General features: G+C 60.4%; 19 protein-coding genes. 8 read left to right on the top strand and 11 right to left on the bottom strand.

Features of this window, described 5'->3' with window-relative positions; all coding sequences use genetic code 11:
* Nucleotide 1: 1 nt before the first annotated feature.
* From JKA62_RS14205 to JKA62_RS14215, 3 genes are all read right to left on the bottom strand, one after another.
* Entirely contained in the window at nt 2-1132 is a 1131-nt protein-coding gene (locus JKA62_RS14205; RefSeq protein WP_201818317.1) for a LuxE/PaaK family acyltransferase, read from the bottom strand.
* 15 nt (nt 1133-1147) lie between these two features.
* A complete protein-coding gene (locus JKA62_RS14210; RefSeq protein WP_201818318.1) occupies nt 1148-2395 on the bottom strand; it encodes an MFS transporter in 1248 nt (415 codons plus the stop codon).
* A 261-nt stretch (nt 2396-2656) separates the two neighbouring features.
* Entirely contained in the window at nt 2657-2794 is a 138-nt protein-coding gene (locus JKA62_RS14215) for a hypothetical protein (RefSeq protein ID WP_201818319.1), read from the bottom strand.
* 157 nt (nt 2795-2951) lie between these two features.
* On the opposite strand from JKA62_RS14215, the gene JKA62_RS14220 reads away from it, so the two are divergent.
* Nucleotides 2952-3140, top strand: a complete 189-nt coding sequence (locus JKA62_RS14220) for a hypothetical protein (RefSeq protein ID WP_007957552.1) — start codon at nt 2952-2954, stop codon at nt 3138-3140.
* A gap of 18 nt (nt 3141-3158) precedes the next feature.
* On the opposite strand, the gene JKA62_RS14225 is transcribed toward JKA62_RS14220, so the two are convergent.
* Complete coding sequence (locus JKA62_RS14225; RefSeq protein ID WP_011333980.1) at nt 3159-3536, bottom strand: hypothetical protein; 378 nt, start codon at nt 3534-3536, stop codon at nt 3159-3161.
* Nucleotides 3537-3830: 294 nt separating this feature from the next.
* Here JKA62_RS14225 and pvdQ point away from each other — a divergent pair, with 294 nt between their 5' ends.
* Nucleotides 3831-6167, top strand: a complete 2337-nt coding sequence (gene pvdQ / locus JKA62_RS14230) for a bifunctional acylase PvdQ (protein ID WP_201818320.1) — start codon at nt 3831-3833, stop codon at nt 6165-6167.
* Nucleotides 6168-6229: 62 nt separating this feature from the next.
* Here the strand turns inward: pvdQ and JKA62_RS14235 are convergent, their stop codons facing one another.
* Nucleotides 6230-7231 (bottom strand): FecR family protein, encoded by a 1002-nt coding sequence (locus JKA62_RS14235; protein ID WP_201818321.1) that lies wholly within the window; start codon nt 7229-7231, stop codon nt 6230-6232.
* 155 nt (nt 7232-7386) lie between these two features.
* On the opposite strand from JKA62_RS14235, the gene JKA62_RS14240 reads away from it, so the two are divergent.
* Nucleotides 7387-7656 carry a PepSY domain-containing protein gene (locus JKA62_RS14240; RefSeq protein ID WP_102621347.1) on the top strand — a complete coding sequence of 90 codons (270 nt, stop codon included), beginning with the start codon at nt 7387-7389 and terminating at the stop codon, nt 7654-7656.
* Between the two features lie 60 nt (nt 7657-7716).
* Here the strand turns inward: JKA62_RS14240 and JKA62_RS14245 are convergent, their stop codons facing one another.
* Nucleotides 7717-12546: a dermonecrotic toxin domain-containing protein gene (locus JKA62_RS14245; protein WP_201818322.1), complete on the bottom strand. Its 4830-nt coding sequence runs from the start codon at nt 12544-12546 to the stop codon at nt 7717-7719.
* 207 nt (nt 12547-12753) lie between these two features.
* Between JKA62_RS14245 and JKA62_RS14250 the strand changes: the two genes are divergently transcribed.
* Nucleotides 12754-13785: an Ldh family oxidoreductase gene (locus JKA62_RS14250; protein ID WP_201818324.1), complete on the top strand. Its 1032-nt coding sequence runs from the start codon at nt 12754-12756 to the stop codon at nt 13783-13785.
* 56 nt (nt 13786-13841) lie between these two features.
* Here the strand turns inward: JKA62_RS14250 and JKA62_RS14255 are convergent, their stop codons facing one another.
* Nucleotides 13842-14159 carry a DUF883 family protein gene (locus JKA62_RS14255; protein ID WP_007957537.1) on the bottom strand — a complete coding sequence of 106 codons (318 nt, stop codon included), beginning with the start codon at nt 14157-14159 and terminating at the stop codon, nt 13842-13844.
* 153 nt (nt 14160-14312) lie between these two features.
* Here JKA62_RS14255 and JKA62_RS14260 point away from each other — a divergent pair, with 153 nt between their 5' ends.
* Complete coding sequence (locus JKA62_RS14260) at nt 14313-14567, top strand: hypothetical protein (RefSeq protein ID WP_007957535.1); 255 nt, start codon at nt 14313-14315, stop codon at nt 14565-14567.
* Here JKA62_RS14260 and JKA62_RS14265 read toward each other — a convergent pair whose 3' ends face one another.
* Nucleotides 14568-15482 carry a LysR family transcriptional regulator gene (locus tag JKA62_RS14265; RefSeq protein ID WP_197868197.1) on the bottom strand — a complete coding sequence of 305 codons (915 nt, stop codon included), beginning with the start codon at nt 15480-15482 and terminating at the stop codon, nt 14568-14570. It lies immediately after the preceding gene.
* Between the two features lie 84 nt (nt 15483-15566).
* Here JKA62_RS14265 and JKA62_RS14270 point away from each other — a divergent pair, with 84 nt between their 5' ends.
* On the top strand, nt 15567-16490 hold the full coding sequence (locus JKA62_RS14270; protein WP_201818326.1) for a carbon-nitrogen hydrolase family protein: 924 nt from the start codon (nt 15567-15569) through the stop codon (nt 16488-16490).
* A 12-nt stretch (nt 16491-16502) separates the two neighbouring features.
* Here the strand turns inward: JKA62_RS14270 and JKA62_RS14275 are convergent, their stop codons facing one another.
* The 3 genes from JKA62_RS14275 to JKA62_RS14285 form a co-directional block, all read right to left on the bottom strand.
* Nucleotides 16503-16976, bottom strand: a complete 474-nt coding sequence (locus tag JKA62_RS14275; protein WP_163975095.1) for an LEA type 2 family protein — start codon at nt 16974-16976, stop codon at nt 16503-16505.
* Nucleotides 16977-17046: 70 nt separating this feature from the next.
* Nucleotides 17047-18513, bottom strand: a complete 1467-nt coding sequence (locus JKA62_RS14280) for a nucleobase:cation symporter-2 family protein (protein ID WP_085667096.1) — start codon at nt 18511-18513, stop codon at nt 17047-17049.
* An 814-nt stretch (nt 18514-19327) separates the two neighbouring features.
* Nucleotides 19328-20224: a LysR family transcriptional regulator gene (locus JKA62_RS14285; protein ID WP_041475260.1), complete on the bottom strand. Its 897-nt coding sequence runs from the start codon at nt 20222-20224 to the stop codon at nt 19328-19330.
* Nucleotides 20225-20323: 99 nt separating this feature from the next.
* On the opposite strand from JKA62_RS14285, the gene JKA62_RS14290 reads away from it, so the two are divergent.
* Nucleotides 20324-21415 carry a polyamine ABC transporter substrate-binding protein gene (locus tag JKA62_RS14290; protein ID WP_011333991.1) on the top strand — a complete coding sequence of 364 codons (1092 nt, stop codon included), beginning with the start codon at nt 20324-20326 and terminating at the stop codon, nt 21413-21415.
* 26 nt (nt 21416-21441) lie between these two features.
* Nucleotides 21442-22401 (top strand): agmatinase, encoded by a 960-nt coding sequence (speB, locus tag JKA62_RS14295; RefSeq protein ID WP_011333992.1) that lies wholly within the window; start codon nt 21442-21444, stop codon nt 22399-22401.

The raw sequence follows: 22401 nt of genomic DNA on the forward strand, positions 1-22401 counted from the left end.
ATCAGTGCTTCTCCAATAGTTCAGAAGCGGCCATCGCGCAGCTTCGGCCGGCCGTGGTGGCCGCACGGCCATGCAGTTCGAACCAGTCGGTGGATAGACCGCAGCCGCAGCTGACGCCCGGATGCAGGGTGGCCAGATCGCTCATGACCACCGCGTGCGCGGGGCTCGATGAAATGTAAGGCGAGACAAAACTCAGCAAGCCCTGACGGCCGTAAGGCTGAACCGTAAAGTCGGCGGGATGGCGCACGAAAACCTTCGAATAGACCGGTACATGGAAATGATGGTGAGCACACTCGAGGTAAGGCACCGCATGCTCGACCGCGCCGTAGCCGTCACGGCAGCGGGACATCTTGATGCCCAATTGGCGGTGAATGCGCTCGTACAGTTGCTGGCGGGGAATCTCCTGCGCCGCATGGGTTTTCCAACCGCCGCCAAACAGCGTCAGCGAGCCTTCTGCGAGTTGCAGGTCAGCCACGCCGGTGGCCTGCATGCGTTGCAGGGTCTGCCAGAGAAACGCGGGGAAGCCGAAGATCCGCACCGGCAGGCCTTCTTCGGCGAAGGATTGCAAGGCGGCAATCACGCCGAAGCCGTCGAATTCATGGCCGCCGCCTGTGCGGCGCAGTGCGTAGGCCACGCGATTGACGGGAGCGAACTGGCACAGGAATTGATCGGTGAAGGATGTGCCCAGGCTGATGCAGCCTTCGGGTTCATAGCCCAACAGCAGGTAGTTGCACGGTGTGTTCGGGGTGTTCCAGTCGTAGTGCTGGAAGATCTGCGCGACCATGTTACGGGCCGCTCCCAGGCTGCGTTCGTCGTAACGCATGCGGCTTTTCTGACCGCTGGTACCTGAGGACGTCAGTTCCCGCGCGTCGATGCCGGCGGGGCTGAGCAATTGTTGCTGCTTGAAAAAACTGGCGAAAATCGGCGGTAGACGCGACCAGTCATCAAGACTGTCCAGGTCGTTCACGCTCAAACCATTGGCGTTCAGCCAGTGTTCGTAGCCCGGAGTGTGCCGGCTGTGAAACCGGCTGATTTCGGCCATGGCCTGGTCAAACAGGCCGTCCGGCACGGAATCCGGGCAATAGGGTTGCGTCAGCGCGCAAAGCGCGTCGCTGTGGGGGAAGTGACTCATCAGGGGTCCTTATCGTTATGTTGAAGAAGCGGAGTCTGCCGGGACGTGTGGCAGGAACCGGTACAGCAGGGGCAGGCTGAGCAGACCGCCCAGCGCCGCCCACATGGCGAAGGATTCGAGACGGGTACCGCCGCCGATGGCAGCGATCAGCGAGCCGCCGACACCCATCACGGCAATCGAAATCATGCCGATCGTGGCGGAGACCAGACCTTTGCTGTCATCGCTGGAAAACAGCGCGAGCCGGTACAGTGCAGCGTTGCTCATGCCCAGCCCCACGGCGTACAGCGCAAGGCCAGTCATCAACCCTGCAAGGGACAGGCTGGACAGTGCGGTGGCGATCAGGGTCAGCAGACCCAGGCAGAACGGCCAGAGTGCCAGACAAATCAGTTGCGGCAGTTCCCGTGACGCGAGCAGTCTGTCGAGGATCAGATTGCCGACGATGACCGCCGAAAAAACCGGAATCTGCCATAGCGCATATTCGCGAGTAGTCAGGCCGAGCGACTGGACGAGCAGCAGCGGCGACATTCCGATCCAGGCAATCAGCGGCAGGCTCATCAGCCCCAGGGCAAGACAGATGCCGACGAAGCGGTGATTGCGCAGCAGTAACAGGTAGCGGCTGCTGATCTGGCGAAAGGAGAAGGGGATCGGCGCTTGCTGACCGCCATCGTGGCGCACAACGCCGATCGTCTCCGGCATAAAGGCATACAGTCCGATCCAGGTCAGTGTCGCGATCAGGCCCAGACCGAGGAACAGCTCGCGCCAGCTCAACCATTCCAGCAACAGACTGCCAAGCAGCGGACCGAGCAGAGGTGAAAGCAACGCGACATTGCTCAGCAGCGCCATCAGACGCACCGCATCAGCTTCGCAGAAAACTTCCTGCAGCGAGGGGTAGCTGACTGCCACGACAAACCCCAAACCCATGCCTTGCATCAGTCGCAGGGCGTTGAACACTTCGATCCCGGGCGTGGCGACAGCCGCCGCACAGGTCACGCCGAACAGCGCGCAACCGCCGAGTAATAGCGGGCGCCGACCAAACCGGTCGGACAGAGGCCCGATCAGCCATTGCAGGCAGACGCCGCCGATCAGATACAGATTGAACGCGTTGGGGATGTGAGCCGCATCGGCTTCCAGATCCCGGGTGACGGTCAGCATGGCCGGCATGACCATGTCACTGGCCATGTAGGTCAGCCATTCGAACAGCGTGATGGCGAGACAGAAACCGAGCGCCTGGAGTGACGGGAGGGGGATGAGAGTTCTTTGCATGCGCTTTCACGATCGTCGAGAGGGAGCGCAAAGGGTAGGGAGGAGCAGGGAATGTTCCTACGCCATTGGTGTGACGGTCTATGACGCGGTTATGCGTGATGTTGCGGAGGGCGTCATTCCCGCTTGAACAGGCGAAATCCCCTACATCAGAAATCGCCGATCCATAAAAAAAGCCCACATTCCTGTGGGCAATTTTCCTGACGCTAAAATCCGTTGTTGCATTTGAACGGATGGACGCTGGCATCCTTTCCGCGAGATGACTTAACGATGGTCGTAATAGCCAGGGCCAGGCGCGTAGTGGCGATGATCGCCATGCCAGCCGCCGTGGGGAAAGATGATGCAGCCGCTCAGGGTGAGCAGTGCAAGGACAGGAATCAGCCAGGTGATTCGACGCAGCATTTCAAAGATCCTCATGGTTGACGCCGTTTGAAGCCAAAGCTCTTCATCGGCTGTAACATGAGACCCCGTTTACCGCGGCGCATCCCCGTCAAACGGTATGCGCATGGCATCAACGCTGATACAAACCCGATACATTCCAACGGTTCAGGAACCTGTAATGACCCATAAGCAACGCTTGATATATTCGATTCTGATCGCCGTCGCCGTACTGCTGATCATGCTCGGCCTGTCCTGGCTGCAAAACGCCGGCAAGCTCAGCGAGCAAACCTTCCAGTACATCGCCATCGGCGTGGCAGTGGTGGTCGTGGTGATCAACGGCGTGATGCGCCGCAAGGTCAAGCCCTGACGGCGTCGGCCGCGCGCCTCAATCGTGGTTGAGCACGGCGGCAGCCTGGGGATGGAGACTGTAGCTCTTGTCGTCGTTGAACGTGATCACGCCTTCGGCGCACAGGCGCTTGAGCACTTCGCGAACGCTGAGGAAGGACAAGGGAATGTCCAGATCCAGCAACTGGCTGTGAACGCCACGCACACCCAGACGACGATCGTCTTCGGCGGCGACCAGCAGGGTGTCGATGACTTTGAGGCGAATCAGACTGGTGCGCAGGCCAAAGCTTTTTAGCAGCAAGCGGATGCGTTCATTGCCGTGACGCTCGATCCGTTGCCCGAATACGTCGACGTGCGAACCCATGGGCGCTCCTTGTAGGGTCTGGCTACCTTCCGATGGTAGGGGTGGGTTGTACATGCGAATACTCCTTTCAGAGCCTGATCAGGAAAGGTTTTTTGTGCTCTCTCTAAACAAGACGTTTCAGCCCGACAAATCATGAAGCGAAAAATGTAGAAAATTTGTCGTCGTTTCGTCTTTTCCCCGTGATGGCGGCACGATATGGGTGGGTGACCCACTAAATTTTTTTTCCACGGCTTCGTTTTCTGGACAGGCTCATTGCGCGTGACGCGTGGGTGATTTCAGAGCGAGCCGGGCCCGACGTGTTCACGGTGGCGGGCGGTTCGCTCTTCGGCATATCGATCAGGAGCGAGCGTGACTATTTCCAGGCAATTCACCGGACTGACCCTTGCCGGCCTGTTTCTCGGGCTGAGTCTGTCGGCGCAGGCGTTCAGCCCGTCCGTTCAGACCGGCGCGGATATCCGTCGCACAGGCTTTGGGGTACCGCACATTCGCGCGGAAAACGAACGAGGCCTCGGATTCGGCATCGGTTACGCCTATGCGCAGGACAACCTGTGCCTGCTGGCCAACGAAATCGTGACAGTCAATGGCGAGCGGTCGCGGTACTTCGGGCCGGAGCAATTGACGGTCGAAGAACGCGAGAACCGCATCAGCGATGTGTTCTTCCAGTGGCTCAACACCCCGCAGGCGGTGAATGCCTTCTGGCAGGCGCAGCCGGCCGAGGTGCGTGACCTGGTGGAAGGTTATGCCGCCGGCTACAACCGTTACCTGGCCGAGCGCCGTCAGCAGGGACTGCCGCAACAGTGCCAGGGTGAATGGGTGCGCGATATCGCCGCCGAAGACCTGGTGAAGCTGACCCGTCGACTGTTGGTCGAGGGCGGTGTCGGTCAGTTCGCCGAAGCGCTGGCGGGTGCGACGCCGCCGCAGGTCACTGCGCAAATTGAAAACGATGCGCGGGACTACCAACTGGCGGACACACGCCTGCAACGCTTCGCACTCGACCGTGGCAGCAACGCGGTGGCGGTGGGCAGTGAGCGCTCGTTCAATGGTCGCGGCATGCTGTTGGCCAACCCGCATTTTCCGTGGGTCGGCGGCATGCGCTTCTATCAGATGCACCTGACCATTCCGGGCAAGCTCGATGTGATGGGCGCGGCGCTGCCGGGTCTGCCGATGATCAACATCGGTTTCAACCAGCACCTGGCCTGGACCCACACCGTCGACTCGTCCAAGCATTTCACCCTGTATCGCCTGCAACTCGATCCGAAGGATCCGACCCGTTACCTGCTCGACGGCCAGTCGTTGCCGATGAACAAGCAGACCGTCACGGTGCAGGTCAAACAGGCGGACGGCCAGGTCGTGCCGGTTTCCCGTGACGTCTACAGCTCACAGTTCGGCCCGATCGTGCAGTGGCCCGGCAAGCTCGACTGGAACAATCAGTTCGCCTATAGCCTGCGCGATGCCAACCTCGACAATGACCGGGTGCTGAAGCAGTGGTACGCCATGAACCGCGCCGGCAATCTCAAGGATCTGCAGGATTCGGTGCACACGGTCCAGGGCATCCCGTGGGTCAACACCCTGGCGGTGGATGACAAGGGCCAGACGCTGTACATGAACCTGTCAGTGGTGCCGAACGTCAGTACCGACAAACTGGCCAGGTGCAGCGACCCGCGCGCCGGTCTGAAAATGATCGTGCTCGACGGTTCCAACAGCGCTTGCGCCTGGGACAATGATCCGCAAGCCGCACAGAAGGGCATCTACGCCTCCAGCCAACTGCCGCAGCTGTTGCGCAAGGACTTCGTCCAGCACTCCAACGATTCGGCCTGGCTGGCCAACCCGGCGCAACCGCTGACCGGCTTCTCGCCGCTGATCAGCCAGGATGGCCAGCCGCTGGGCCTGCGCTCGCGCTTTGCGCTGGACCGACTGGCAACCCTGAGCAAAAAAGGCCCGGTGTCAGTACAGGACCTGCAACACATGGTGATGGACGATCAGGTGTTCCTGGCAACGCAGGTGGTGCCGGATCTGTTGAAGTTCTGTGCTAACCAGTCTGTTGCAGCGTTGAAAACGGTGTGCAGCAGCCTGAAAGCGTGGGACGGCCGGGCGAATCTGGAGTCGGGCGTTGGCCTGGTGCATTTCCAGAGCATCATGCAAGCGATGCAGGAATCGCCGCAGGCCTGGCGCGTGGCATTCGATCCGAAGGATGCGCAACACACACCGCGCGGGCTGGCTATTGAAAAGCCGGAAGTGGCCAAGGCACTGCGCGAGGCCATGCTGGCGTCGGCCGAAATTGCCGCCAAAATGGGCCTGACCGAGAAAACCCGTTGGGGTGATGTGCAGGTGGTCAGCAGTGGCGGCCAGCAAACGCCGATTCACGGTGGCCCGGGTACGCTGGGCATCTACAACGCTATCCAGAGCGTGCCCCGTGAAGATGGCAAGCTGGAGGTGGTCAGCGGCACCAGTTACCTGCAAGTCGTCACGTTCGACGACAAGGGGCCGCATGCTCAGGGCCTGCTGGCGTTCTCGCTGTCCAGCGATCCGGCGTCGAAGTATTCCCGCGACCAGACCGAGGCGTTCTCGAAGAAACAATGGAGCGTGTTGCCGTTCACCGAGCAGCAGATCAAGGCTGATCCGCAGTATCAGGTGCAGACCGTACGCGATGATCTGGAAAAAACGGGGAAAGTGGCGGCGCAGTAATCAGCTGTTCAACCCGTCTACAACCGCTAAAGCAGAAGGCCGCTCCCTCACGGGAACGGCCTTCAGTTTTTTGGCGGCTGTTGCGGCATCGGATTGATGACCGGGTTGCCGTCCTTGTTGCGGGTCAGGAAGACCGGCAAGACTTTGGGCAGGGTACTGGCGAAGCTGTTCAGTTCCTTGATGTTGTAGATCCCGCCAATCCGGATCGAGCCGGTCGAGTTGTCGGCGAGCATCAGGGGTTTGTCCAGATAGCGGTTGATCTGCGGCAACGCTTCGTTCAGCGACAGGTTGTCGAGCACCAGCCTGCCGCTGCGCCAGGCCAGCGAATGGTCGTTGGCGTAGGTCTGACTGATTTGCGGCATGTCGTCGCCGTGCTTGTAGCGAGCCTGCATCGAGGGGCCCAGGCGCAAGCCGTCGCCGCTCAGGCGGGCGTTGCTGGTGACCAGCACGGAGCCCTCAATCAGGTTCACCTTGACCTGGTCCTCATACATCCAGACGTTGAAGCGCGTGCCGGTGACGCGAATCCTGCCTTCGGCCGCCCTGACGATGAAGGGGTGGCCAAGGTCATGGCTGACTTCGAAGAACGCCTCACCCTTTTTCAGCGTGACGCGACGCTCGTCCTTGTAATTGCTGTAGGTCAGCTCGGTGTTGAGGTTCAGCTCGACCTGACTGCCATCGCCCAGCGTGACATGGCGGACATTGTCGGTCGCTGCAAAATGCTGATAGCTGTTGGGGAGCCAGCCGAGGTTCCATCCGGCCCAGGCGGCCAGCGGCAATGCCAGGGCACAGACCGAAGCCGCCACTGCGTACCGGCGCCATGAGCTGGCGGGTTGGCGAATCGGCACGACCGGCGCGGGTTCCGGGCGCGGCAAGTGCTCAGCCACCTCCCAGATTTCCAGCATGGCCTCATACTCGAACGCGTGAAGCGGGTGCGCATCACGCCATTGTTCGAACGCCTGGCGCTCTTCAGCAGTGCAGTCGACGGCATGCAGACGCATGCACCAATGCGCGGCGGCATCGGTGATCGCATCGTATTCGGCTTCCGAGAGGGTGTTCTGGGTCATTGACTCATCCTGATTTCCCGCATTCTAACCTTTGGGGGAAGGTGCCGAGAACATCCGTCATGGCATTTACCCATCAAACTTTGAACTTTTTTTCCCCAAAACGCCCCAAAAACCAGGACGTCCTGTGAACGCTATCCCCCAAATGGAGTGAAAAAATGATCAAAAGAACCTTGGCCGCTTTCGTCGCAACCGCCAGTCTCCTGAGCGCCGGCGTGGCGCTGGCCGACCGCCCGGGCGCTGGATGGATCACTATCGAAAAGGCCATCGAAATCGTTAAAACCAAGGCCGGTTATGTCGAGGTCTACGAGATCGAGGCCGACAACAACGGCTACTGGAAAGGAGAAGGGCGCAAGGCCGATGGCGTGGTGTACGAATTCCGAATCGATGGGGCTTCGGGCAATGTGCTGCGGGATCAGAAGGACTGATTCGGCTTCCAAAGGCATTAAATGCGCAGGTGTTGCACCTGCGCTTTTTTTTCGTCTGCTTCAGGGCGATTGCATGGGGTCGAGTTGCCGCCCGATTTCGCAGATCAGCCGGGTGACGGAGTCGGCATTGCGCAGGATCACCTTGATGCGAACGTCGGGATTTTGTCGATCAAGGAAGGCGTTGCGCGCTTCAAGAAGGTTTTTGGCGCCGGTCAGTTGCAGGACTTCATCGTAGATCAGTTGCATGTCCGCAATCTTGTCGATCCCCATCCAGGTTTTGAGGGTGGTGTTCCATTCGGCAAACAGTTGCTCTCGTGGCGTACGCAGTGACAAGGCAGAGCTCTGATCGAACTCCAGATCCTCGTACAACCTCAAGCCATCCGGAGTGAGGGTCGATATCAGGTCACAGAACGGCTCACGTGCACGCAATGTTGCGATATCCATCGTCTTGCTGAATTGATGGGAAAACTCGTGAATCAAGGTGGATGCCTGGGCATGCCCGTCGACATCGAATGGCACCTGCATAAAAGGTTTGAATGCATCCAGTTGCTGGTCGAAAAAGTGTTCGGTGAAGTGCACCAATCGCTTCTGGTCGCCATCCAGGACAAACGCGATCACATCGGGCAGATACTTGTTGGAACCGACGACGAAGCGCTCTGTTTCCAACAACTCATCAGCGGGGTCCACCAGGGCTTTGCAGATGGGGATGATGGCGGTGCCGATTTTTTTAAGCATTTCGGCGGTAATCTTCGGCGCATCAAAAAAGCCTTCGAGAAAAAGGCTGACCCGGGGGTTGGCTATACCCTTGGTGAGCGGAACCAGATTATGCAGGCAATAAAAGGCATAGCGTCGGGCGAGGTCGATTGCATGCACCAACTCCTGGGCTTTTTGCGGGTATTTGAGGCGAATCTCATTCATACCGTGGGCTTCGATGTTCAACATGTTGCGGCGCAAGCGGGTAATGGTCGTGCGTTCGGCGAGTTTCCTGATGGCCTGGCCGTAGTGAACGGTCTGACCAGGTGAAATGATGACCTGGCGTGATTCGCTGATCTGGATCATCGGGCCGGATTGATCCGGGCTGCGCAGTTGCCAGGCTTCACCCTTCTGAACGACCGGGTAGACCTTGCCTTCAATCACGGCGTAATGGCGGTTGTTCGACACATCCCGGTAGGTGCCCAGCCTGGGGCTGAAGACGAGATCCTCCAGCGCAACCTCCCTCGCCTCGAAAGGACCCAGCTGCGTGCGTCGAGGCGAAGTGGGTTCGATGTCGGCCCTATCCGGCGTGATTGTTTCTTCCATGTTTTTCGCCATGGTTTCGGCTGCGTCTGTGCTTTGCTGCTCGACGGCATCACTGGCGATGGAGGTTTCGGCCGACATCTGCGGCAAAAGCCCCATCATCACCATTTGCGCGGCCCCTCCGATAAAAGACCGCAGCGCGCGTTTCCAGTGGTGATCCTGCAGTGCTTCGGCCGAGTCCTTGAACTCGTCGTACGCTTTCCAGAGAAAGGGGATGACGGCAAGCTTGCCCGGCAGCAAACCGGGAACCTGTTTGATTTCATCGCTGAGCAGAACTTTTGCTGTCTCCCAGTCAGTCTGCGCTTCGCTCTGTTTCTGGGTCCCCAGCAGTTGGGTGAGCAACTTGAGATTGTCGGTGTACAGGTACTCCAGCAGGTTGCCGGTGATTGCTCGCAAGTCCAGGCTCATTTCACTGGTCTGACCCAGTGTGGATTCCAGCAGGCTGCGAAACAGCGCGCGCTCGGCTTCTGGCAGGCGGCGCAGCAAGAGGTTCTGCAAATGTCCGGGGATGTTCAACGCCGCTATCAGCGATTTTTCGTCATCGAATTCGTGAAAGACCTGTTCGTCATAGGGGGCGTAGAGCACCAGTGGCTCTCTGTTTTCGCCGCCGGCCGTGAACACATGCATTCCGGGAACGATGACCGCTGGCGTGCCTTCGGTCTTGATCAGCGAAAGCGGGCAGGCAATGGCCGGCACCTCTGCGGCGGCCCGGGCAATACCGTCGGGCATGTCCAGCACCTGACGTACGTAATCGAAGGCGGTGTCACACAGCCGTTGCTGCAGTTTCAGGGCATGGGCCTGTTGCATCAGTTGCCAGGGCAACTGACGTAAAAAGCGCTGCTTGCGCTCACGACCTTCGGCCGTGTCGATCGACAGTGAACCGGCCACTTTTGCGCTGAAGCTTGTCGGTATCGCCAGTGAAAGCAGCAATTGCGTCACCGCTCCCTGATCCAGCCCGGCCGGCATCGTCTGCCGGTTTTTCGATGACACCCGAAAGCCCGTTCCCTGGGCGACGTTGATGTGGTTCAGGGCGAATTCCACCAGCGTCTGCGGGGGGCCGGCCAACGCCAGGTGAGGGGTGATTTCCATTTCGCGCGGATCGAGCCGATGCCCCGGAAAGCGCTGGCCGAGCAAGGTCGCGAGCGTCTGTTCGACGTGGCTGACCAAAGTCGGCACGCCCGTCAGGTAATCCTGATCGTTCGAAACACTCTGGTACCACTGTTCCAGCAATTCAACGTGCCTTTTCTGTTCCATTACCGGCGCCATTCCCAGCCAGGCGGGCAATGTCTGTGCGGTGGCGATGGCTTGCGCATGGCTGGCTGCCAGAGGCAGGTTGGTGTTGATCGTCGTCCCGCGCAGTTGTTCCAGAGCCCTTTCCAGGCGGGTCTGGTCCGTGATCCGTGAGCGCACCTGTTCGCATCGATCCAGGTAATGCTCGATGCTCGACTCCATGCGATCAAGCAGCACGTTGCCGCCAATGAAAAGCAGCGGCCCCAGGGTATATCGCTGATGGGCCTGGAACTGTGATGCAAGGATGTTTTCCAGCAAAGAAAGGCGTTGTGTACCGTCGAGGAGTCGCCGGTTCAACTGCCTGCGGACACTGGCCACGCTGTCGAAAACTTCCAGCCCCTGTGAAGGCGTCCATAGCACTGCAAACCCCGAGTGTTGTTCGTCGAGGCCTCCACGTTCGGTTAACAGGATGCAATTTGCCAGGCGCACCAGATGGCGTTCACCGGGACTTTCGAGTGTGAGCGAATAGGCATCCGGGCGGAAACCGTTGAGCGCCTCACGCTGCATGCGGGTGGGGCGATCGGCGCTGATCACGGTATTGACGATCGCTTCAGCCCAGGCCGGCAGGGTTGCATTCAATCGGCGGAGCCTGGCCTCACCGTTAATGCCGACAAACCAGGCGTGTGCCAGATCCGGCTTCATGGTTTCCAGCCAGTAACGCTGGATGGCCCGATTCTTCATGGGTTGACTGGCAAGCCGGTTGACCAGCGGACCCTCAACCGAACGGAAGGTCTTCACCGCCGCAAGGGCCTTCTCCGCGAGCACAGCAGAGGGTTGCCGGTCGCCGGCGATCACCGGGTGTGTGCTCCAGCGTCCCCTCGTGTCCAGCTGCAACAACCGTTCATGGATCATCGAGCGGATATCCAGACTTTTGTCGAACAGCGCGTGAAGGTTCACGGCACCGTCGCTGTGTCGAAACACCTGCAACGCGTATTCGATGTTCTGTCGTTGCTTGGTGATGATCGATTCGAACAGGATTTTGAAGATTTCCCCGACGATCCGTTCTCCCGATACCTTGGGTTGATCGAAACCGAGAAAGCGATTTTGCTCATCCAGGTTCAACAATCCGAAGAGCTCGTCTTCGTGACCCCTGGCGAGAAATTTGTCCTGCAGCGTCTGCTTGAGATCTTCGTAATCCTCGAGCAATTGCAGGCCTTGGGCGGGCGTATAAAGAAACGCGTGAGGTTCGCTGATCATCAGCGAACCCGCCAGTTCCACGTAATTGGCGGCGTGTTCCCACAGCCGTACGCTTTCCACCACAGGAAAACGGACGGCGGACGAAACCGGATCTATCAGTTGATGCACGGTGTTGAACTGCTCGCGATCGAGGATCCCGGCTTCGCGCTTGAGCATCCATTCGCAGCGTGCCTGGTCTTCCAGCACTTGAGCGAAGAAGACACGCCGGGTGGTGCCAACGGCGGAGGGGGCGTCCCAGAAACCTTCCAGTTCGCGAAACAGCAGCACCGGCAACCGCCCCGAAGTGTTCTTGACGACATCCTCCCAGACAGCCTGATCGTCAATTGCCGGTTTTCTGCCCGGATTGGAAAACGCCGGTTGCCGGCCCGCCGGCCAGTGCTGATGTCGGTAATACGCCAGTACTGCCTCACTCAGGCTCATGGATTCGGGCCAGTGCCTGTCGGTCAATTCCATGGGGCGGGCGCTGTCACTGGCAAGCGGACGGAATCTGACGCGTGTATTTTTTTGCCGCAATGTCCCGAAATGTGGCTTGAGCGCGTTATCCAGTATCGCCTCCAGCATGTCCGTGAGCGTGGCGATGGCTTGCAGTTCGGCGCACAGGGCTTCGGTGTTCAATGCCTGTCCTTGCTCGAGGCTTGCACGCTGTTCTTCGAATATATCCCCGTCGATAATGCTGAAGGTCACTGAAACGGGCCCGGCGTCGAGTAGTCGCTTGCGTTGGGGCTCGGCCAGAAATGCCAAAAGAGGGTCCTGCTCATCGGCGTCGTTGAGGCGTTGTTCGAGTTGCACCTTCAGGGATTGCCGACTGTGATGTTTTCTGATGCCGTCATACGGGGTGTAGAGAATCAGACCCTTGTCATCCGGCATCTCCCCGAGAACAAAGGCGCCGGGCAGCGGCAGGGGAATCTGGTTGCCGACGTTCAGCAATACGCGTTCGGCACGCAGGGGGGGAGTCTGCTGTCCGCGCAAGGTGGCCGACGCCAGCCGGGCATGGGCGAGCCAGCGAAAATCCTTTTCGCGCAGGCCGTGTGCCTTGCCCAGTTCGGGCCAGAGTCCCGGTGAATCAATGGCTTCGGGGAATAACAAGGGAGGTGTTGGGGCTGACATCGTGGAGTCTCGCTGAGGGCGTTTGCACGCGCTGATGGTTTGAGGCTCAAGATTAAGAATCGGCCGGGATCGGCAGGTGGTACATGGATATTGCGCCAGGTGCGATCCGCATCACGGGGTTGACAGGCTACCGGCTGCATGTGGTTAATCCGGTTGCGGGTTGTTCGTTCGCTGTTGTTCCCTCCAATAATTACTCTGGAGCTTCAGATGTCTGCGCCACACGATCATGCGATCTCGTCCTCGGTGTCTCTGGACGAGCTGATTCAACTGCTGGAAACGATTTTCACCCGTCACGGCACCTCGGCCGAAGTCGCCAGAACCCTGGCCACCAATTGCGCCAATGCCGAGCGGGACGGTGCGCACAGTCACGGCGTATTCCGGATTCCCGGTTATGTCTCGACGCTCAACAGTGGCTGGGTCAACGGCAAGGCCGTGCCGAAAGTCGAGGACGTGGCTTCAGGGTTTGTCAGTGTCGATGCCGGCAACGGTTTTGCCCAGCCTGCGCTGGCGGCGGCGCGTCCACTGTTGGTGGAGAAGGCCCGCAGCGCCGGGATTGCGGTGTTGGCGATCCGAAATTCCCATCACTTTGCCGCACTGTGGCCGGACGTCGAGCCGTTCGCCGACGAAGGCCTGGTAGCGCTGAGCGTGGTCAACAGCATGACCTGCGTGGTGCCGCACGGCGCCGACCGGCCATTGTTTGGCACCAACCCGATCGCCTTCGCCGCGCCACGGGCCGACGGTGCGCCGATCGTGTTCGACCTGGCCACCAGCGCCATCGCTCATGGCGACGTGCAGATCGCCGCGCGCAAGGGCGAAAAACTGCCGGCAGGCATGGGCGTCGACAGTCTCGGCCAGCCGACCTGCGACCCGAAAGCGATTCTGGAAGGCGGCGCATTGCTGCCGTTTGGCGGGCACAAAGGCTCGGCGCTGTCGATGATGGTGGAGCTGCTCGCCGCCGCGCTGACTGGCGGCAATTTCTCGTTCGAATTCGACTGGAAAAACCATCCGGGGGCCAAGACACCGTGGACCGGTCAGCTGCTGATCGTGATCGACCCGAGCAAGACCGCCGGGCAAAGCTTTGCCGAACGCAGTCAGGAACTCGTGCGGCAGATGCACGGGGTAGGGCTCAAGCGCTTGCCGGGGGATCGGCGGCATTTGCAGCGGGCCAAGTCATTGGCCAAAGGGATCGAACTGGATCAACTGACCCTGTCGCAGCTGCGTGAACTGGCCGGCGAATGAGTGTTTGCCGGGCATGAAAAAGGCGAGCCCGAGGGACTCGCCTTTTTTGTTCGCGCTCAGCGGCGACCGAGCAGCAATCCGACCACCAGACCGAACCCGGCGGATATCGCCACGGTCTGCCACGGGTGCCCGCCGATGTAGCTCTCGGTGGCGTCCACCGCCGGTTTGGTGCGGTCACGCACGCTGGTGACCGAATCCAGCGCCTGCTGCAATTTCTGGGCGATTTGCCCGCGCAGGGTCTCCGCTTCCTCGCCGACCAGCGAGGCACTGCTTTTGAGCAGTTTTTCCGACTCTTCGATCAGCGCCTGAAGTTCGCTGAAGGCCTGGTCCTTGATTTGGTCTTCGGCGGCTTGAACGGCGGTTTTCCGGGCCATTGGGTGACTCCTTGCAGGTGAATGGACAGTGAACAATGGAGTGTGGCGCGCCTTGAAAAGTTGCAGCGATTTTCCATCCGGAGCAAAAACCAGCGTCAGAGGTTTCCGTCCAGCGTGTAAGATGTCGCCATTTCATGCAGCAGGTAATTCCCGATGAGTTTCAATCTCGCCGACAAATCCCTCGCAGAGCGCGCCGCGCTGGAAGACGAGAAATCCCGACTGTTCGAACTCTGGCAGAACAATCTGGGCAAAGCCAAGGGTGAAGCCGCACGATTGTTTGGCGAGCGCTCCAAGCGCAAGGGTAAATGGGCCGAATTCGTGCGCGCCGAACTGGACGGCATGTCGCCGCCGGAGTTCGCCAACATGGTGCGCAGTGAAGTCAATCGCCTGATGGCGGCCAACAAGTAATCATTCGGTTCTGAAACTGGCGCCTATCGCTTCGCGCACCGTCAGTACCACCGGATCGATCTGGGTGCTGGTGCGCCAGCCCAGTTCGATCGGGTAACGCGGCAGCGCCAGCGGGCAGGGCAGCAGCGCCAGCCCGCTCATTGAAGCAATGGCCTGCGCGGCGTGGGTCGGGATGGTCGCCACCGCTTCGCTGCCCTTGAGCAGGTGTGGCAACGCCGCGAAATGCGTGGTCGAGGCGCAGACCCGGCGAGTCCTGCCCAGCGCCGCCAGCCCTTCATCGGTGATCCCGATAAAACCGCCCGACGACACCAGCAGGTGCTCGCGAGTGACAAACTCCTCCAGATCGATCTGCTGCTGGCCTGGCGCCAGGCTCGCCGGATCCACCAGACACGCATAACCCCCTTCACCCAACACCTGACGGCTGAGCAGCCGTTCGGCGAACCCGCCGGCGGTGATCGCCAGATCGATGCTGCGCTCCATCAGCGCCCGGGCGACGATCTGACTGTGGGTCTGGCGAAAGATCAGCCGCAGTTTCGGCGCGCGGCGGGCGATTTCCTCGATCAGCCGCCGCCCGTAAGCGATCTCGAAGTCGTCCGAGAGGCCCACAGTGACCGAGCGTCCGTCGTAGTGATTGGCAGTCGGGTCGACCATGGCCAGGCTTTGCCGACATTTGTTCAGGGCATCGCTGACCACCGGTTTCAACTGGTTGGCCTTGAGCGTCGGGGCCAAACCCCGTCCGGTACGCACGAACAATTGATCGCCATACACCTCGCGCAACCGGCGCAAGGCTGCGCTGACTGCCGACTGAGTCACGCCCAGACGCAACGCCGCGCGGCTGGCACTGGACTCTTCATGCAGGGCTTCGAAGACTTTCAGCAGGTTGAGGTCAACGGTTGCGATATTCATCTGGCTCATATCATTCAGCAGTGGATCGGTCTTTATTCATGATCCCGTGGCGTCGGAGAATCAGCAACACCTGAACTTCACGGAGTGACCGCCATGCCCAAATCAATCGTTGCCGCCCTGCAGATCGGCGCCTTGCCCGGTGGCAAGGCTGAAACCCTGGAACAGATCCTGAGCTGGGAAACCGCGATCATCGAATCCGGTGCCGCGCTGGTGGTAATGCCCGAAGCCTTGCTCGGTGGTTACCCGAAAGGCGAGGGCTTCGGCACGCAGCTGGGTTATCGCTTGCCGGAAGGCCGCGAGGCCTACGCCCGTTACTTCGCCAACGCCATCGATGTGCCGGGTGCGGAAACCGAAACGCTGGCCGGTCTGTCGGCACGTACCGGGGCCAATCTGGTGATCGGCGTGATCGAGCGGGCCGGCAGCACCTTGCATTGCACGGCGCTGTATTTCGACCCGCAGGCAGGCCTGGTAGCCAAACACCGCAAATTGATGCCGACCGGCACCGAACGGCTGATCTGGGGCAAGGGCGACGGTTCGACGCTGCCGGTGCTCGACACCCAGGTCGGCAAGCTCGGCGCGGTGATCTGCTGGGAAAACATGATGCCGCTGATGCGCACGGCGATGTACGCCAAGGGCATTGAAGTGTGGTGTGCGCCGACTGTGGACGAGCGCGAGATGTGGCAGGTCAGCATGCGTCACATCGCCCATGAAGGGCGCTGCTTCGTGGTCAGCGCCTGCCAGGTCCAGGCCTCGCCGAATGATCTGGGTGTGGAAATCGCCAACTGGCCGGGGGATCGACCGCTGATCGCCGGTGGCAGCGTGATCGTCGGGCCGATGGGCGACGTATTGGCCGGGCCGTTGCGCGGCGAGGCCGGCTTGCTCACCGCCGAGATCGACACCGAAGAACTGGTGCGCGCCCGCTACGACTACGACGTGGTCGGCCACTATGCACGGCCGGATGTGTTCGAGTTGAGCGTCGACGAGCGGGCGAAACCGGGCGTGCGTTTCACCGCTTGACGACGGTGCGGTTTACCAGGTGGCAGCACTGGCCCTCGGCAGACTGAGCTTGCCGGTGTCGACAAAGCGCATCGTGCCAAACAACCCGCCGGCCAGTTTGCCGCGCAGTACATAGGGCAGGTTGTCGAGGGTTTGGGTCTGGCTCAGGCCGAGGGTCTGGCGTAGCACCGAGAACGCGGAAATGCTCACCGGGACGCTGACGATGGTTTCGGAGAACCGTGGAATCGAGCCGGTCTGATCGCTCACACCCGACGCCAGCGAGTGACCGTTGACCTCCAGATCCAGCGCGATGCCGTTGTAGTCGATGGGCGTTTCGTTAGGGTTCTGCACCCGCAGCTTGATCGCGAAGCGCACTTCCAGATCCTGGCTCGGCAGCGGTTCCAGGCCGACCACGTTGATGTTCACCGGGTCGCGGTTGGGGAACAGCGCACAGGCGCTGAGCGAGAGCAGAAGCAGGGACAGGATGACGGCGTGGAGGCGGCGCATTGATGCTCTCTCATTGAAAAAGGGCTGAACCGTCGTCGGTATCAGCCCTTTTTTCATGGAGCGGACAGGATCAACGGTTCAACTGTGCGACAGCGGCCGGCGCGGCGGGTTCAGCTTTGGCCGGCAGGTCGGGGTTTTCCATGACCTGAAGGATAGAGGCTTCCGGGTCGAAGTCATCTTCTTCCAGTTCGATGAATTCTTCCGGCAGGAAGATATTCAGCACGATGGCACACAGCGCGCCGACGGTGATCGGCGACTCGAAAATATTGCGCAGCGCCTGCGGCAGTTCACGCAGCACTTCCGGCACGGCGGCGATGCCCAGGCCCATGCCGACGGAAATCGCCACGATCAGCATGTTGCGCCGATGCAGGCCGGCCTCGGCGAGGATCTTGATCCCGGCCACCGCCACGGTGCCGAACATCACCAGCTCTGCGCCGCCGAGCACCGGTTTCGGCATCAGTTGCAGCACCGCGCCGATCATCGGGAACAGCCCCAGCAGCACCAGCAGACCGGCAATGAAAAACGCAACGTAACGGCTGGCGACGCCGGTGAGCTGAATCACCCCGTTGTTCTGGGCGAAAGTCACCATCGGCATGCTGTTGAACACGGCCGCCATCGCGGAGTTGAGGCCATCGGCGAGCAGTCCGGACTTGATCCGGCGAATGTACAGCGGGCCTTTCACCGGTTGCCGGGAAATCATCGAGTTGGCAGTCAGGTCACCGGCCGCTTCCAGCGGCGACACCAGGAAAATCACCGCCACCGGCACGAACGCCACCCAGTCGAAGTTGAAACCATACTTGAACGGCACCGGCACACTGACCACCGGCACTTCGGGCAGGTTGGCGAAGTCCACGGTGCCCATCAGCCACGCCACCACGTAGCCGAGGGTCAGGCCGATGACGATCGCGCCCAGGCGCAGGAACGGCACGTCAACCCGGTTCAACACCACGATGGTGCCCAGCACCAGCGCTGCCAGGAATACATGACTGGCCGCGCCCAGATCCGCCGCGCCGAAGCCGCCGGCAATGTCGGTCATCGCCACCTTGATCAGCGACAGGCCCATCAGAGTAATGATGGTGCCGGTCACCACCGGGGTGATCAGCATGCGCAATTTGCCGATGAACTGGCTCAGCACCACTTCGATGAAGGCGGCAAAGAAGCATACGCCGAAGATCGTCGACAGAATCTCATCGGTGCCGCCGCCCCGGGCCTTGACCATGAAACCGGCGCTGAGAATCACGCTGATAAAGGAAAAACTGGTGCCTTGCAGGCACAGCAGCCCCGAACCGACCGGGCCGAAGCGCTTGGCCTGAACGAAGGTGCCGAGGCCCGAGACGAACAGCGCCATGCTGATCAGGTACGGGATTTCACTTTGCAGGCCGAGGGCACCGCCCATGATCAGGGTCGGGGTGATGATGCCGACGAAGCTGGCCAGCACATGTTGCAGGGCGGCAAACACCGTTGCGGTGAAGTGCGGACGGTCGTTGAGGCCGTAGATCAGATCGTTGTTGCGCGGGGCTTTTTCAGAGACGGTCATGGTGGTTTGCGTGCCGCAATGCGGGGCCGGGTCGGAAAATGGGTGCGCAGGATGCCGTAAGCGAGGGGCGAGGGCAACGCATGATCGTTCCCACGCTCTGCGTGGGAATGCAGCCGGGGACGCTCCGCGTTCCGCGGAGCGTCCCCTTTGGCTTTTACTGGAACCTTCGAAAGTGTTGGTTTCCCAAGACCTGCTGCACCGACGCTATGCCTGAATTCTCGCCGGGTCTTCATCATCTTCCCGACTTCGGATTCAGGCCCTTCAGGTCTCTAATAACTTGACGTCTACCGACCTAACAGTCCCATCCCCCAAGTGTTGGGCCACTTCCAGAACTACTTGAGGGCGTAATCGAGTCGTTGAATCCTCAACTTCAATATCCAAAGCCGCAACACAACGTGTCGAGGGCCTGGGACTTTCACTTTGCAAAACCAATTGCTCCTCAGGAGCAACTCTAAACAAGCTGACCTTACGCACCGTGAGACCGGATTTCTCACAACTCTCGCGGATATCTTCTTGACTCGGGTTCCCAGAGATATCTAGTAAAATTGTCTTGATCATGAAAAACACCTCATCTGATGTTTAATTTCATTCATAGCGTCACTTGGTTTCTCGTCGCTGCCAACTGTCAGAACTAACAGGTGGTTAGGCGTATTTGAAATATCCATTACAGCAAATAGCACAGCGTCTAGGCTGCGGCGTCAGCCAGTGGCCCCAGTCCTGAAAATGATCAATCTGCGTTACGTCGTTTTTTGAGTCGAATCATTTGAGCGGTCTGCAGCATGGAGACATTCCTTGTAGTCGCGCTCTTTAGAACTCAGGTTTGAAAGGCTGACAGCAAATCTTCTTCAAAAGCCTTCTGCGCATCGCCGGGCACCTGCGCCCGATGCCGGGCCAGATGGAACGCCACGTCAAAGCTCAATTCGCCTTCGCGCACCGGTCGCAACAGGCCCTTGTCCTGCCATTGGCGGGCGTAATGGTTGGGCAGATAACCGATGTGTTTGCCTGACAGAATGAAGGCGAGGGTGCCTTCCACCTGTTCCGAGCGTGCGGAACAGACCTTGCCCTGAAACGGCTCGTCACTGCGCAGAAACCTGTACGGGTGATCGACCCGGTCGCAGGCCTGCAACGCCGCATCATCGGGCTCCTCGTCGGCGAACAGCGGATGGCCGGGCGCGCAGTACAGATGCTGGGTTTCGCTGAACAGTTCGCGGTAATCGAACGCGCTCTGCACCTGGGAGAAATAGCCGATGGCCAGGTCCAGCCGCTGTTGCAGCAACAGACGCTCCATTTCGCCGGGCATGGCGCTGATCAGCTCGATCCGTACCGATTCGTCCCGTTTGCGAAAACGCCGGATCGCATCGGCCACCCGTTGCAGCACCGATTGGTCCACCGCTTCCGACAGACCCAGCCGCACTTCGCCGATCAAGCGCCCGGCGACGCCGTTGGATTGATGGCGGAAGCTTTCGATCGAATCGAACAGTGCCCGGGCGGCAATCAACAGTTGCTCGCCCTTGGGTGTCAGGCTGAAGCCGCCCTTGCCCCGGTTGCACACCCGGTAGCCGAGGCGGGTTTCCAGCTTGGCCATTTGCTGGCTGATGCTCGACTGGCTCAGCCCCAGTTCACCCTGCGCCGCGCTGAAGCCATTGGCTTCGACCACGCCGAGAAACAGCCGTAAAAGCTGAAGATCGACATCGTGGAGTTGACCGAGCATCACATTAATCCGGGATAAAGTCAGGTTAACAAACTTGATATTTCTCGAATGTATCCGACGGCGCATCCTGCCACCACTTCCTTTAGTCAGGTGTTCGTCATGGCTCCCGTCTTCAAGCTGTGTTTGCCCGCTTTATTACTTACCGTCTCCATCGCCGCCCAGGCCGAAGAGAAAACCCTCAATCTCTACAGCTGGGCTGATTACGTGGCGCCTGACACCTTGCAGCGCTTCGAAAAGGAAACCGGCATTCACGTGCGCTACGACACCTTCGATACGTCCGAGGTGCTGGAAACCAAGCTGCTCACCGGCGGCAGCGGTTACGACGTAGTGGTGCCTTCGTCCAGCGTGCTGGCCCGTGGCCTGGCCGCAGGAGCGCTCAAGGAAATTCCCCACGAAGGGCTCAAGGGTTACGCCAATCTCGATCCCGATCTGCTGGAAAAACTGGCGGCGGTCGATCCCGGCAACCGCTACGGCGTGCCGTACACCTGGGGCACCCTCGGCCTGGGCATGAACGTCGAAGCGGTCAAACAGCGGCTGCCGGATGTGCCGCTCAACAGCCTTGATCTGCTGTTCAGGCCTGAATACGCCAGCAAACTCAAGGATTGCGGGATCGCCATTCTGGACTCGCCGCAGGAAGTGATCGGCCTGGCGCTGCACTACCTCGGTAAGGATCCCTACAGCACCGACAAGAGCGATCTGGCCGCCGCCGAAGCCCTGTTGCAGAAGTTGCAGCCCTCGGTGCTGTACGTCGCCACCGGCCGGCAGATCAACGATCTGGCCAACGGCAGCGTGTGTCTGGCGCTGACCTACAACGGTGACGCGAGCATGGCCGCCGACCAGGCGCGCAAGGCCAACAAGCCGTTTGAGGTCGCGTACCGGATTCCCAAGGAAGGCACGCTGGTGTGGCAGGACAATCTCGCCATTCCTAAAGACGCGCCGCACCCGGAAGCTGCACGCACCTTCATCGAGTTCATGTTGCGCCCCGAATCCGTGGCGGCGCTGACCAATACGCTGTTCTTCGCCACCGCCAACCAGGCCGCCACGCCGCTGGTGGATGAAGCGGTGCGCAACGATCCGGACATTTTCCCGAAACCCGAAGTGCGCGAGCGGTTGTACGCCGACCGCAGCATGAGCCTCAAGGACATGCGCCAGCGCACGCGCTTGTGGACCACTTTCCGTAGCCGCCAATAGCCCTTCATCACAACAGGAACACACCAATGGACGTGCCCATGCAAAACGATCAGGCCCTGACCCGTGACAGCCTTTTTGGCACCGCTGCTGAAAGCACCTACGCCGGGATCACCAGTTTCATGCGCCGGCGCTACAGCCGCGACCTGCGCGGCGCGGACGTGGCGGTCAGCGGTGTGCCGTTCGACACCGCCACCAGCAACCGTCCGGGCGCCCGTTTCGGGCCGCGCGGGATTCGTGCGGCGTCCACCGGGATTGCCTGGGAACGGCACTGGCCATGGGCGTTCGACCCGTTCGATCATCTGGCGGTGATCGACTACGGCGATTGCGACTTCGATTACGGCTCGCCGCACACCATCCCGGACAGCATCGAGGCCCACGCCGAGCATATTCTCAGCTCCGGCAGCGCCATGCTCACCTTTGGCGGCGACCATTTCATCAGCTATCCGCTGCTCAAGGCCCATGCACGCAAGCACGGCACGCTGTCGCTGATCCACTTCGATGCGCACAGCGATACCTGGCCGGACGAGGGTGGCAAGCGGGTCGATCACGGCACCATGTTCTGGCACGCGGCGCGGGAAGGGCTGGTGGATCCGGCGCGTTCGGTGCAGATCGGCTTGCGCACCACCAATGACGATCATCAGGGCTTTCAGGTGCTGGACGCGCGGCAGGTGCATCGGTGTGGATGCGAGGCGATCATCGAGGCGATTCGTGCGCGGGTCGGGGATAACCCGGTGTACCTGACGTTCGACATCGATTGCCTCGATCCGGCTTTCGCACCGGGCACCGGGACCCCGGTGTGCGGCGGGTTGAGCACGGTGCAGGCGCTGGAGATCCTTGGCGGCTTGCGCGGGATCAACCTGGTGGGCATGGACGTAGTGGAAGTGGCCCCGGCTTACGACCACGCGGACGTGACGTCGCTGGCGGCGGCGACGCTGGCCATGGAGATGCTTTGCCTGTACGCGGCCCGGCACAAAGTCGACGCGTGA

Source organism: Pseudomonas sp. B7 (genome assembly GCF_016735645.1).
GTDB classification, from domain to species: Bacteria; Pseudomonadota; Gammaproteobacteria; order Pseudomonadales; family Pseudomonadaceae; genus Aquipseudomonas; species Aquipseudomonas glycinae.

Excerpts from the sequence above, each read along its gene's own strand:
- JKA62_RS14205 (WP_201818317.1), bottom strand. The coding sequence starts at position 1,132 with ATGAGTCACTTCCCCCACAGCGACGCGCTTTGCGCGCTGACGCAACCC.
- JKA62_RS14210 (WP_201818318.1), bottom strand. The coding sequence starts at position 2,395 with ATGCAAAGAACTCTCATCCCCCTCCCGTCACTCCAGGCGCTCGGTTTC.
- JKA62_RS14215 (WP_201818319.1), bottom strand. The coding sequence starts at position 2,794 with ATGCTGCGTCGAATCACCTGGCTGATTCCTGTCCTTGCACTGCTCACC.
- JKA62_RS14220 (WP_007957552.1), top strand. The coding sequence starts at position 2,952 with ATGACCCATAAGCAACGCTTGATATATTCGATTCTGATCGCCGTCGCC.
- JKA62_RS14225 (WP_011333980.1), bottom strand. The coding sequence starts at position 3,536 with ATGTACAACCCACCCCTACCATCGGAAGGTAGCCAGACCCTACAAGGA.
- JKA62_RS14235 (WP_201818321.1), bottom strand. The coding sequence starts at position 7,231 with ATGACCCAGAACACCCTCTCGGAAGCCGAATACGATGCGATCACCGAT.
- JKA62_RS14240 (WP_102621347.1), top strand. The coding sequence starts at position 7,387 with ATGATCAAAAGAACCTTGGCCGCTTTCGTCGCAACCGCCAGTCTCCTG.
- JKA62_RS14245 (WP_201818322.1), bottom strand. The coding sequence starts at position 12,546 with ATGTCAGCCCCAACACCTCCCTTGTTATTCCCCGAAGCCATTGATTCA.
- JKA62_RS14250 (WP_201818324.1), top strand. The coding sequence starts at position 12,754 with ATGTCTGCGCCACACGATCATGCGATCTCGTCCTCGGTGTCTCTGGAC.
- JKA62_RS14255 (WP_007957537.1), bottom strand. The coding sequence starts at position 14,159 with ATGGCCCGGAAAACCGCCGTTCAAGCCGCCGAAGACCAAATCAAGGAC.
- JKA62_RS14260 (WP_007957535.1), top strand. The coding sequence starts at position 14,313 with ATGAGTTTCAATCTCGCCGACAAATCCCTCGCAGAGCGCGCCGCGCTG.
- JKA62_RS14265 (WP_197868197.1), bottom strand. The coding sequence starts at position 15,482 with ATGAGCCAGATGAATATCGCAACCGTTGACCTCAACCTGCTGAAAGTC.
- JKA62_RS14270 (WP_201818326.1), top strand. The coding sequence starts at position 15,567 with ATGCCCAAATCAATCGTTGCCGCCCTGCAGATCGGCGCCTTGCCCGGT.
- JKA62_RS14275 (WP_163975095.1), bottom strand. The coding sequence starts at position 16,976 with ATGCGCCGCCTCCACGCCGTCATCCTGTCCCTGCTTCTGCTCTCGCTC.
- JKA62_RS14280 (WP_085667096.1), bottom strand. The coding sequence starts at position 18,513 with ATGACCGTCTCTGAAAAAGCCCCGCGCAACAACGATCTGATCTACGGC.
- JKA62_RS14285 (WP_041475260.1), bottom strand. The coding sequence starts at position 20,224 with ATGCTCGGTCAACTCCACGATGTCGATCTTCAGCTTTTACGGCTGTTT.
- JKA62_RS14290 (WP_011333991.1), top strand. The coding sequence starts at position 20,324 with ATGGCTCCCGTCTTCAAGCTGTGTTTGCCCGCTTTATTACTTACCGTC.
- speB (WP_011333992.1), top strand. The coding sequence starts at position 21,442 with ATGGACGTGCCCATGCAAAACGATCAGGCCCTGACCCGTGACAGCCTT.